Here is an 11708-nt window from a genome sequence, read left to right on the forward strand (position 1 = left end):
ACGGCACTTATAGAAGTCATATCCGTCTAGGCATTTTAATTGCTGGTTAGGGATATGCTTAACGAAACAGCCAGATAAATAAAAAGCCACTTCGCAGGAAGTGACTTTTTGCTATTTCGAATACAATATCGTGACGATAGATGAGCAACAAATAAACATAGTTGCTTAAATCAAAATTAGTCGCGGAAGTTATCGAATTGGAAAGGTTGACCAAGCTCACCGTTACGAACTAGTGCCATTACAGCTTGCAGATCGTCACGCTTCTTACCTGTTACACGTACTTTTTCACCTTGGATAGAGGCTTGAACCTTAATCTTGTTGTCTTTAATTAGCTTAACGATTTTCTTTGCAACATCAGTTTCGATACCTTGCTTAAAGATAACCGTTTGGTGCCAAGTGCGACCTGTTTGATCTGCTACTTTCGCTTCCATCGCGTTAGGGTCAACATTGCGCTTCGTTAGGTTGCTACGAAGAATATCGCGCATTTGCTTGAGCTGGAAATCGTCTTGAGCAGTCAGTTTTACCGACTCATCTTTGTAGTCAAAGCTTGCGTCAACACCGCGGAAATCGAAACGAGTCGATAGTTCACGGTTAGCATTGTCTACAGCGTTACGTAGTTCTACTGCTTCTACTTCAGAGATAATGTCAAATGATGGCATGTGTTATTTCCTTAAGCTAAGTTTCTATCTTTAATTGCTGTTGCAAGCATGTCTAACATTGTCGCGGTATCTTCCCAACTTAGGCACGGATCGGTAATCGACTTGCCGTATTCTAGGTTGTTAAGATCCGTCATTGGCTGGTTACCTTCTTTAATGAAGCTTTCCGCCATGATGCCTGCAATTTGATTTTTGTTAGATTTGATCTGTTCACAGATGTCTTTTGCAACGTCTAACTGTTTGCGATGTTGCTTTTCACAGTTAGCGTGGCTGAAGTCTACGACTAAACGTTGAGGTAGGTCGAACTCAGCAAGTTGCTTACATGCGTTATTAACAGATTCTGCATCAAAGTTTGGACCATTATCACCACCACGCAGAATGACGTGACCGTATGGGTTGCCTGAAGTGCGGTAAACCGTCATGCGACCATTTTTATCTGGTGAGTAGAAGTAGTGAGAAGCTTGTGATGCACGAATTGCATCAATAGCGATCTTGATGTTGCCGTTTGTCGCGTTTTTGAAGCCAACAGGGCAAGAAAGTGCTGAAGCCATTTCACGGTGAATCTGAGATTCTGTAGTACGAGCGCCAATTGCGCCCCAAGTGATCAGGTCTGCGATGTATTGACCCGTGATCATATCAAGGAACTCAGTCGCGGTTGCTAGGCCAAGCTTGTTAATATCAAGCAGAAGCTGACGCGCTTTGTTTAAACCTGTTTCCAGTGCGTATGAACCATCAAGGTTTGGATCGGTAATTAGACCTTTCCAACCTACAACCGTGCGAGGTTTCTCGAAGTAGGTTCTCATTACAACAAACAATTCGTCTTTATATTGTTCTTGAATTTGGCTCAGGCGCTCAGCGTAATCAAGTGCCGCTTTTGTATCGTGAACAGAGCAAGGGCCTACGATAACTAATAGGCGGTTATCACGACCAGTTAGGATATCTTCGATTTGACGACGAGAATTTGCAATACGCTCAGCAACGTCGTCAGTAATCGGGTGTGCGTTGCCTAATTCGGCAGGAGTTGGCATAGGACCCAGAGCTTGGGTTCTCAACTCATCAGTTTTTAATGGCATGTGATAGCTTTTTTATTCTATTGCGAAGTGGTTAAGATAGCGGAATTGAACCGAGGAATAAACTCTCTTAAGTCAAAGTTATCTCTGTTATTACTAATATTCTTATTTTGATCAGCAGCCCGACGCTAAATGCGGGATTTTCACTTGTATTAACAGGCAGCTATCGGTATTTTCGTTTGAACACAACATAAAAATGCTGGAGCAGCAATGACTCAAAAAAATCAAAGCACTTTGCACCCAGAACTAGTCTTAGGCGATGTGCTGCCTTCTTATAACGACAATAATAATTCCAACCACTTATATGTCTCTCTATCTGAATTGGTCATGGATCGTGTCTTCTACCATCCAAGTATTGAAAGCCATTTTGATGCACTTTCTGACATAGAGAAAACCTCCCTAGATGCCATTCTTGGTGGCAAAAGCGTTGATGAGCATTTCGTTTCTACCTTAGTTACTGCGATTCAAGCGGCAGTTCAACCAAATCATACTTCTGTACGTATCGCGTTAAGCAACGCTGACAGCTACGGCTTTCGTTCGCTGTTAGGCGGTAATTGCGAAGTGGAAGAAGTGAACCCAGCACTCGGTATTCGTGGTGTTGCGCGTTATGCGACACAAGAATACAGCAAAGCCTTTGCTTTGGAGTGTCAGGTCGTTAAGACTCTGCGTGAACAAGGTATTAATGCTGAAGTGGTAGTTCCTTATGTTCGTGCATTAAGCGATGCGGCTAAGATTATCGATTTACTTGCAGAGCAAGGTTTGCCTCGTGGTTTGAATGGCTTGAAGGTGTTGTTCTCATGTGATGTGCCATCTGCGGTTCTACTGAGTGAACGTCTGCTGCATTACTTTGATGGTGTGGTAGTGAATGTCGACAGCCTAACGTCTTTCACGCTTGGTGTTGATAAGCAGAATGAAGCGCAGCAACATGCTTTTGACCCACAGAATGAAGCGGTAATTGCGCTGCTAGACATGATTGTGAAAGCGACACAGAACGCTAAGAAACCCGTCTTGCTTGTGACTCAAGGTTTGATTGATTATCCGCGCTTACAAGATTACATCGCTGACCTTGAAGGTGTTGAAACCGTCGTGACGGCATAATTTAGTTTTATTGCTTTAATTAATCAACTTACTGTATAAGTTGGTACTAAGCGCTAACGCTGTAAGAATAAAAGAGATATCATTGTGTGATGATATCTCTTTTTTTGTAACATTTTTTTGACATTTACATCGCTAGTCGATTAACTGGTCTGACGACTAATTAGGCTAGGTGATTCGAATGTTAACCCCTCTACAAAAAGCAAATTTCTATTTAAGCATGTTTGGCTTTTTCAAAGTCCCACTCATCTGGCTGTGTCGACCAAAGCTTCTGGTACTCGATAACGAGCGTGTAGAGGTGAAAATTCCGCTCAGAAGACGAACCAAAAACCATTTAAATAGCATGTACTTCGGTGTTTTAGCTGTGGGCGCGGATGTAGCAGGGGGCTTTCTTGCGATGAGTAAATCTCAGCAGCAAGGTGAGAAGATCTCTTTGGCTTTTAAAGAGGTTGCAGGTAACTTCCTAAAGCGCCCTGAAGGTGATGTGCATTTCACTTGTACTGATGGTGAGCTGATCAACACTATGCTGGCGGAAACCATGTCGACCGGGGATCGAGTGAATCAGCCAGTAACCATTATCGCGACGTGTCCATCTCTTCATGGCGATGAGCCGATGGCAGAATTTACGCTCACGCTTTCTATCAAAAAGATCCCATCTAGAAAGTAGTCACAAGTAGTAGTTCATAATGATATTGGGTGGGGTTTGAACCAAAAAACGGTATGTAAATGTATATTCACATACCGTAATAGCAATACTTGTCGTCGCTCTATGACTCTTGTGTGATTTGCTCGATATCGACAATCTTTGAACGGTTCATGACGATCTTCCAACGATAGTAAGTGGGTTCGTTGTCGTGGTTGTTCTCTTTGATGATTAGGTTGAGTAGGTGACGCTTCTCAACGGACTCTCGACTCACTTGGCCTTCATTCAATCGATAAATCTTATTTGAGCCCTTATCCATTAAGCGTGTCAGTGCTCTTAGGCTGATTGATAAGGTTTCACGCGTTTCTTCATAGCCACTCATAAACGTTGATGTCGACATCTCCGTATGCGAGCGGTAATGTAAGATTTGCTCTTCACGCTGCACCACACGTTTCTTACGTATCGACTGAATGCGGTCTGCGAGTTTAGAAAAGCTTGCGTAGTCCAACCACTCGAGTTTATGACCGACTGACTTATTGGTCGTTGGATCGTAATAGCGACGTTTCCACTTTGGCTTGCCTTTACGAAGCCAGCGCCAAAGAATGTCTCTTAAATCGTCTTTGAAGATCTCACGTAGCGCATAGATGAAAGACATCGCGACGATGAAAGATGCGGTAATCTCTCCCAAGAAATCTCGGGCTAGGATAACTGTCGTGGTGACAACCACCATCACTAAGCCTGTCGCAACACCTTTCACCGCTCGTTTAACGTTTTTACCCATTGAGGTGGTTCTCTCTTTGAGTACGATAGGGTGCTCAATCAAACGACGCAATAAGCGCATTTTGTTACTCAAACGGGTTACGTCTTCTCGTACCTTAGCAGAGTTATAGCGGTTCAGTTTTCGGTGAGCGGTCTCTTTATCGCAAAGGGTTAAAAGGCGCTCTTTAATGGTTGAATACTCGCTACCACGAGGCATGTGTGACACTAGCGATAGGAATTTTTGCTCGGTATACCAAGATAGGTAGTTGTCGATATTGGCGTAGTAGCGTTTCAGGTTTTCTTCATAAGGAATACTTCGGCGCAGCTTCTTTAATATGTCTAAAGCCAGTTCGATGACCTCATCCACTTCGTCTGCGGTTACGTCGTTACTATCATTTTTGTTTAAGCTGCTTACGGCTTTATCTAAAGCGATAACATATTGGTAGGCGAACAAGCTCAAACTTACACGGTATTGAGTGGTAGACAGTCGTCCACGTTTTGCCAAACGGCTGTGTACCAGAGGCAGTAGTGTTTTATCACTATAGTACGCGCGTTTTTGAGTGATTGAGCTATAAAAAAATGCGCTCTCAGAAAGTACTTCTGGAGTAAGTCCAAGTTCACCGGGGATGAATAGATAAACATCCATGTCGAGCTTTTTTGTCTTAGCCATTGCATGGTTAATTTTGAGTGTTATCGCATCTTGTTTATCAACGGTGATCAACGATGGCTCCTAGAATGTAAAAATATGAATGAAACTAGCGAAAGCATATCAGAGATCACGTATAATCTCCGCCAAATTTAAAGTAGAGACAATCTTGATGATTAATATTGGTCAAATAAACAACTTAGAAGTAGTAAAACAAGCAGATTTCGGTGTATTCCTTGACGCTAGCGACTATGGAACGGTGTTGCTGCCGAAACGATTTACTCCTGAAGGTGTTGAAATTGGTCAAAAGTTAGATGTGTTCCTATACATTGATTCTGACAACCAGATCGCTGCAACGACTGAAAAACCTATCGCACAAGTTGGCCAGTTTGGCTTGATGACTGTTGAAGGTGTAAACAGCACCGGTGCATTCATGAACTGGGGCGTTAAAGGCAAAGACCTACTGGTTCCTTTCAGCGAACAACGTGGTCGATTAAACGAAGGTCAGTCAATCTTAGTATATGTGTACATTGATAAAGCATCTAGCCGCATCGTAGGTACAACTAAGTTTAACAAATGGTTAGACAATACTCCGGCGAATTACAAACGTAACCAGCAAGTTGACTTAATCATCGCTGAACGCAGCCAGCTAGGCTACAAAGCGATCGTTAACGGCGAACACTGGGGCATGATTTTCCCATCAGACATTATCGGTAAATTATTTATTGGTAAGACTCTGAAAGGCTACATTAAAAACATTCGTGAAGAAGACGGTAAGATTGACCTTTCTCTTCAAAAAGTGGGTGTAGCTAAGATGGATGACCTAAGTGTTAAGATCTTAGACTTGCTTGAGAAGAAAGGCGGCTTTTTGCCTTTGAATGATAAGTCTTCACCTGAAGCAATCTTCTCTGCTTTCAGAACCAGCAAAGGTACATTCAAAAAGACAATCGGTGGCTTGTACAAAGCTGGCAAGATCTCTATCGATAAAGAAGGCATCAGCCTAGTTAAATAAGCCAAACCCTCAGTCAAAAAAAGTCCAAACTTTCCTGTTTGGGCTTAGGGGAAAGGGCTCTGAAGAGCCTATGCTATTCGTTTCGATTTTTTACTAAAGGAAATTTAGTTTAATTTCCCCAACTTTCGATTTTTGACATTAAAAATAGCGGCTTGAATTGATTGTTTTGTAATTAGTTGTGGTTTTGAATACCTTTCTACATAGATGTTATGACTCAAATTCAATTGAAAAAGCCCAAGCAACGTGCATTGTTTGGGCTTTTTTTCGCCTATCTGCTTATTAAGCTATAAGGGTGTAATTTCTTTCTAGAACAGGTTCTTATCACGCACTAACTCTCGTGGCAGGCCGTTTTTCACTCGATTGCCAACCCACTTACCAAGGCCAATGATTGCGCCATTGTATTTGACCAGCACTTCACCTTTGCCTGATAAGTCTTCTGGGCGAACGTCTCGTCCCATGAACCATTCGCGAGCATCTTCGATAGTGAACTCAACGATGTTTGCTTCGTTGCCTGTGGCTAATGTCGTTGCCACTTGGTGTTGCCAACGGTAGCCTTTTTTATGGGTTTCAGCGATCTTGATGCCCATGCGAGAGAAACGGAATTCACCGATCATTGGTTCCAATGCATTAGGGAACAACCAGACGTCTTTGTCACGAGTCCAGACTTGAGTATCTGATGGTAGCTCGATATCCAACGCACTTAAAAGCTGCTCTGCAACTTCTTGGTGTGCTTTCTTCGAAGCCTTCTCGAATGGGAACTTACCTAAACGCTTTTTCACTTCTGGTGGTGTCACAGACGCTAATTTTCGGATGCGTGCAACGAAGAAGCCTTCAGAATCATAAACCTGAGGGAAGATGTGTAGGAATCCTTCTTTTGTTGTTGTTGCTTTCGCGTTATCGAATAGGGATTCTAAAGATTCAAACTCAACCGCATCACCAAAGGTCTCTTTTAAGTGATGACACACCTGCTGGTTTTCTTCTGTGCTTAGCGTACACGTCGAGTAGACCAAAACACCATTAGGTTTAAGAGCGTGGAATGCACTTTCAATCAGATCTTTTTGCGTGTCTGCAATCTCAACAACCGATTGATACGTCCAGTTTTTCATTGCGTCGGCATCTTTACGAATTGTGCCTTCACCAGAGCAGGGTGCATCTAGTAATACAGCGTCGAATTGTTCAGGTAACCAGCCACCAAACACACGACCATCAAAGTTACTGAGTGCTGCATTTCTTACGCCGCAGCGTTCAATGTTAGCGTGAAGCACTTTAACTCGGCTTGCTGCGTATTCATTGGCAACCAACACACCACGGTTCTCCATCAGCGCTGCAATTTGAGTGGTTTTAGAACCTGGAGCCGCAGCGGTATCTAGAACTGCTTGATAGTTCTCTTCACCTTGAAAAAGAGCTGACGGTGGCATCATTGAGCTAGCTTCTTGGATGTAGAACAAACCAGACATGTGCTCGGCAGTGTTACCTAGTGGCGCTTCAGTTTCATCGGCAGTGATCCAAAAACCCGTTTCACACCAAGGTACAGGTTCCAGTTCCCAACCTTTATCTTTTGCGCGCACCAGAAAGTCTTCAATACTGATCTTAAGAGTGTTCACTCGAATACTTTTACGAAGTGGCTTTTGACAAGAAGCGACAAATGAAGCCATATCTAAATGGCTAGGCATAATGCTTTCAATATGAGTAAGGAATTCTTCTGGGATATATACGTTAGCGTGCAAAAGGGTATCTCGATTTTTAGCGTGAATGCGGGCAGTTTAAAGCAAAATGAGACTGTCCTAAACCAAATTTGTTTTAAACAATAAAAATGCAGCCCTAAGGCTGCATTTAGATATGAATTGTCGGCTATTCGCTCAGAGAACCGGGGCTATCGAGCCACGTCTATGGGCGGGGGATGGCCGTTCTCCAAGATTTCCATTCGTCTTCGGCTTTAGGATACAAGTAGAACGACTGGCCTTCTTCTGCCAAAGGCTGCAGTTCATCGGTTGGTGGTGTTGAGAAAGTAATACCGCCTCTGATTAAACTATCGACAGTACCTGCCTTGATGTTTGCACCAGACAAGCCGATAGACACATCCACACCCGACACATTCCAGAACACACTGTTGGCACGAATTAAGTAAGCGAGCTCTGGTTTGATTTGAATGGTAGAGATAATACGATCTGCAAACTCACCAAGTTGAACATCAATGACTGTACCGATTTCTAGCTCGCGGAACAGAATTGGCGTACCTTCTGATACTGAACCACGACTTTCGCTTTGTAGTGTGAAAATCTTGCCTTCAGGTTGAACTGGACCATCACTTAGCTTGAATGCTGTGGTTTTGTTTCCTTTACCCGGTTCAACTTTGATGTGTTTAGAAATCAGAGAGGAGACATTCTTAATCCCATTCAGACCAATCTCCGGCTCAGCTAGCCAAAAGTGGCTGCCCGCAACAGCGATCTTATCGACATATTTAGGAAGGATACGAGCCGTAATCTCAATGCCACCTTTAGTGAAATTCGGAACGACTAAAGTCACTTCACCGACATTGACGCCTTGATATTTAATTGGCGTGCCTTTACTCACTTCTTGATCACCTGAAGACGTAATCGTGATGGCACGGCCAAATTTACGAGCAGATTTAGAGTCGTTATAGAGCTTCCAAACATCACCGAGTTTGTTGTCGATACCCGGCAGTGAATCAAATGAAATGCCGCCTTGAATTAGAGTTTTTACCGGAGCCGCTTTGATACTAATACCAGATAAAGACGCGTCGACCTCAACACCAGAATGATTCCAAAAAACGGTATTGTTGTTTAGTAGGTGCGTGTAGCGGTTTTCGATGGTGACTTGGATTCTTACGCCGCTGTCAGCAAGCTGAAAATCACTCACACTACCGACTTGTAGGTTGCGGTAGAGCAGTGGGCTACCTTTAGAAATTGACGGTAACTCACTTGCGAACAGCGATAGTGTTTTAGAGCCAGATTGGTTGAGCTTTGCAATCTCTGCGAGTGATTTGCTTTGGAAAAGTTGGTAGCTTTCTCTTGCTTGATCTTTACCTTCACTTACGAAGCTAATTGAGCCTGTCAGTAGCTGTTTCGCTGGCGGGACGGTCACACTTAACCCCGATTCAGTAAGCTCAGCACTCGCGCTGCCTGTAACGAAGAAGCGGTTATTACTTTTGATAAGGTGAGCGTATTGATTGTCGATCAACGCATCCATGAACACTTCGTGCTTATCGCTGCCAGTGCCAACGCCATCAACTAAGCCTACTTTTATGATTGAGCCAACAGGTATGCCTTTATAGAGCAGTTGTGTGCCTACATCGAGACCGAAAGAGTTGTTCGAGGTAAGGCGAATAGCAACGGACTTTTCTTGCTCTTGGCTATATTCCGTTTTGCGAATAGCAGTGAAACGTCGTGCTTTTTCACCTTCACCTGGGAATAGCGTTAAGAAGTTGCCCGTCACCAAGTTAGCGATGTTCTTCATTCCTGTCAGCGATAGTTCAGCTTCTTCGAGAATGAACTTACTGCCACTGTTAAGAAAATCACTGAACGCAGGCTGGATAGCTGCAGATGCGATGACATTTTCACGACCTTCGCTGAGTGATAAGTCGGTAATTTGACCGATTTCTATGCCGCGGTACATGATTGGAGCGCCAGTTGCACTGATCTTATTATCATCAGGGACAGCAATCTTAATAGAGATACCACGACCAGCGGTTTTTAGATCTGGGTAGAGTTTAAATTTGGTGTTCATCTCAACTGGCTGACCATCTCCTGGAGAGTCTACTGCGATAGAACCCCCTAACAGAGCGCTTAGGCTTTCCAAGCGGACATCAACACCAGAAAATCCAATACTTGCCCCTAAGCCACTGACGTTCCAAAAACGGCTTTGGTCAGTAATGATATGGCTGTATTCATCTTTAATAGCTGCTTGAATCGTGACTGACTTTCCGCTTTCATTAAGTTGGTAGTTGTAGACCTCACCGATCGGAATCTTACGATAAACAATCTGAGAGCCAACAGATACGCCACCCAAATCTTTTGTGGTCAGTGATATGTTCAATCCATCGGCAGCCAACAAGTCTGAAGGTGCAGACTCTAAAGCTTGGAAAACAGTTTCAAGCTCTTGTTTAGTCTCACTTGGGTGGATCGCAATGTAGTTACCGGATACCAACGCATCTAGCCCAGAAATTCCAGACAAGCTTGCGGTCGGCTTCACTAACCAAAAACGAGTGCCTTTAGACAGTAGCTTTTTTGCTTCCGGATAGATATCAGCATCAACATAAATGTTAGATAAGTCTTTCGAGAGGGTAATATCGCGGACCATACCCACTTCTAAGCCTTGGTAGCGAATTGTGGTGCGTCCTGCGACTAAGCCTGCCGCATCTGAGAAGTAGATCTGCACACGCTGGCCTGCATCATGGACTGATTTCATGACTAGCCAGCCTGCAAGTGCGACGGTGAGGATCGGCAGAATCCACAAAGGAGAAATCCCTTTATTTTTTCTGACTTCCGGTGAATATGATGTTTGTGATTGGTTATTGTCGTTCATTCACTGACTCATCTTTAGAGGTATAGTTATCCCAAATTAGCCTAGGATCTAAGCTTTCCGCTGCCAGCATTGTTAGAACAACAACCACGCCGAAAGCGACTGCACCATAACCTGGTGTGAAGTTTAAAATTTGTCCGCGGTCGACCAATGTCATCATTATCGAAATAACGAACAGATCCATAACGGACCATTTTCCCACCCATTTCACGATAAAATAGATGGTCATGCGTTGTCTGTGGTAAAGCGCTCGTTTCATTTGAATACAAATCAGTATGTAAGCAAGTCCAAGAATTTTGGCCACGGGAACAACAATGCTCGCAATAAAAATGATGGCAGCGATGCCGTACATGTCGCTATTAATTAAAGAGGCGACACCGGAAATGATCGTATCTTCGAGTTGTTGGCCGTTTGTAATAAGAATAGATATAGGAATCACGTTCGCTGGCACAATCGCAACGGCGGCAGCAAAAAGAAGTGCCCATGTCTTTTGTATCGAGTAAGGCTTGCGGTGATACAAAGCATGATGACAACGGACACAAGCGTGACCGTCAGGCTGAGAAAGGTGGCAGTTGTGGCAGTGCACGTTCTTGTTTTTGGTAAAACTATATTCCGATTCTTTTGCCCACGCTTCCCAATAGCGGCGAACACTAATGCGGCTCACCAGTAACACGCTAAATAGCTGGAGTAAGATCAGGCCAATCAAACCGGGACCAACAAAAATGTCAGAGTAGTCTTGCAGCTTAAAACAGGAGATCGCCACGCTCACTAAGAACACATCCAGCATCATCCAATGTTTTAAGGTTTGAATGATAACTAGCGAGTAGCGAAATGGTGTAAAGAGGCCAAAGCGAAGCGAGAAGTGGCTGATTAATACAGAACTACAAACGAGCAACGGCGCTATTGAGCTACAGAATAGGATAAGCAAACCTAGGAGCGGGAAGCCTTCATTCATCAAGGTAAATACGCCGGATGGCAGCGTAGCGGGGATCATCACCCCGATAAGACGAATGCTAATGAAATCAAGAAAGTGGGACGGGATAAACAGCAACAAGCAGGTTATCGCGATTGCTAGGTTTCCAGAAAGGCTAGGGGTACCACCTCGGTAAAGCTGGGTACCACACCTCGGGCAATAGGCGGATTTTCCTAATGGGATGTCCACTTTGTCGATAGGAAGTTCACAACCCTGGCACAAACGAACAGAGCTGCTGTCGCTTTGATGCTTGGTCGTTGATAAACTTTGGGTTACCGATGGGGAGGTCATGCGACCTCCCGTATTGAGTTG

9 protein-coding genes are annotated in these 11708 nt (G+C 43.9%); 3 read left to right on the plus strand and 6 right to left on the minus strand.

Annotated features, from left to right (window positions below):
• Positions 1 to 176: 176 nt before the first annotated feature.
• Both A3712_RS08710 and A3712_RS08715 read right to left on the minus strand, forming a co-directional pair.
• The gene (locus A3712_RS08710; RefSeq protein ID WP_063523103.1) at positions 177 to 659 is read right to left on the minus strand and encodes a YajQ family cyclic di-GMP-binding protein; all 483 of its coding nucleotides are present in this window, start codon (positions 657 to 659) and stop codon (positions 177 to 179) included.
• An 11-nt stretch (positions 660 to 670) separates the two neighbouring features.
• Positions 671 to 1729: a 3-deoxy-7-phosphoheptulonate synthase gene (locus A3712_RS08715; protein WP_063523104.1), complete on the minus strand. Its 1059-nt coding sequence runs from the start codon at positions 1727 to 1729 to the stop codon at positions 671 to 673.
• Between the two features lie 207 nt (positions 1730 to 1936).
• Here A3712_RS08715 and A3712_RS08720 point away from each other — a divergent pair, with 207 nt between their 5' ends.
• The gene (locus A3712_RS08720) at positions 1937 to 2824 is read left to right on the plus strand and encodes a putative PEP-binding protein (RefSeq protein WP_063523105.1); all 888 of its coding nucleotides are present in this window, start codon (positions 1937 to 1939) and stop codon (positions 2822 to 2824) included.
• A gap of 178 nt (positions 2825 to 3002) precedes the next feature.
• Positions 3003 to 3488, plus strand: a complete 486-nt coding sequence (locus tag A3712_RS08725; protein WP_063523106.1) for a PaaI family thioesterase — start codon at positions 3003 to 3005, stop codon at positions 3486 to 3488.
• A gap of 100 nt (positions 3489 to 3588) precedes the next feature.
• On the opposite strand, the gene A3712_RS08730 is transcribed toward A3712_RS08725, so the two are convergent.
• Positions 3589 to 4944 carry a hypothetical protein gene (locus tag A3712_RS08730; RefSeq protein ID WP_063523107.1) on the minus strand — a complete coding sequence of 452 codons (1356 nt, stop codon included), beginning with the start codon at positions 4942 to 4944 and terminating at the stop codon, positions 3589 to 3591.
• A 28-nt stretch (positions 4945 to 4972) separates the two neighbouring features.
• Between A3712_RS08730 and A3712_RS08735 the strand changes: the two genes are divergently transcribed.
• Entirely contained in the window at positions 4973 to 5881 is a 909-nt protein-coding gene (locus A3712_RS08735; protein WP_197465805.1) for a CvfB family protein, read from the plus strand.
• Between the two features lie 305 nt (positions 5882 to 6186).
• On the opposite strand, the gene rsmF is transcribed toward A3712_RS08735, so the two are convergent.
• From rsmF to A3712_RS08755, 3 genes are all read right to left on the minus strand, one after another.
• Positions 6187 to 7608, minus strand: coding sequence for a 16S rRNA (cytosine(1407)-C(5))-methyltransferase RsmF (gene rsmF / locus A3712_RS08740; protein WP_063523108.1), 1422 nt, complete (start codon positions 7606 to 7608; stop codon positions 6187 to 6189).
• 160 nt (positions 7609 to 7768) lie between these two features.
• On the minus strand, positions 7769 to 10426 hold the full coding sequence (locus tag A3712_RS08750) for a PqiB family protein (RefSeq protein WP_063523110.1): 2658 nt from the start codon (positions 10424 to 10426) through the stop codon (positions 7769 to 7771).
• Positions 10413 to 11687: a paraquat-inducible protein A gene (locus A3712_RS08755; RefSeq protein WP_063523111.1), complete on the minus strand. Its 1275-nt coding sequence runs from the start codon at positions 11685 to 11687 to the stop codon at positions 10413 to 10415. The genes A3712_RS08750 and A3712_RS08755 overlap by 14 nt, the downstream gene beginning before the upstream one ends.
• Positions 11688 to 11708 lie beyond the last annotated feature (21 nt).

Origin of the sequence: Vibrio sp. HI00D65 (assembly GCF_001635455.1) — a bacterium.
Taxonomy (GTDB): domain Bacteria; phylum Pseudomonadota; class Gammaproteobacteria; order Enterobacterales; family Vibrionaceae; genus Vibrio.

Coding starts and splice junctions, on each gene's coding strand:
- A3712_RS08715 (WP_063523104.1), bottom strand. CDS start 1,729: ATGCCATTAAAAACTGATGAGTTGAGAACCCAAGCTCTGGGTCCTATG.
- A3712_RS08725 (WP_063523106.1), top strand. CDS start 3,003: ATGTTAACCCCTCTACAAAAAGCAAATTTCTATTTAAGCATGTTTGGC.
- A3712_RS08755 (WP_063523111.1), bottom strand. CDS start 11,687: ATGACCTCCCCATCGGTAACCCAAAGTTTATCAACGACCAAGCATCAA.
- A3712_RS08750 (WP_063523110.1), bottom strand. CDS start 10,426: ATGAACGACAATAACCAATCACAAACATCATATTCACCGGAAGTCAGA.
- A3712_RS08710 (WP_063523103.1), bottom strand. CDS start 659: ATGCCATCATTTGACATTATCTCTGAAGTAGAAGCAGTAGAACTACGT.
- A3712_RS08720 (WP_063523105.1), top strand. CDS start 1,937: ATGACTCAAAAAAATCAAAGCACTTTGCACCCAGAACTAGTCTTAGGC.
- A3712_RS08735 (WP_197465805.1), top strand. CDS start 4,973: ATGAAACTAGCGAAAGCATATCAGAGATCACGTATAATCTCCGCCAAA.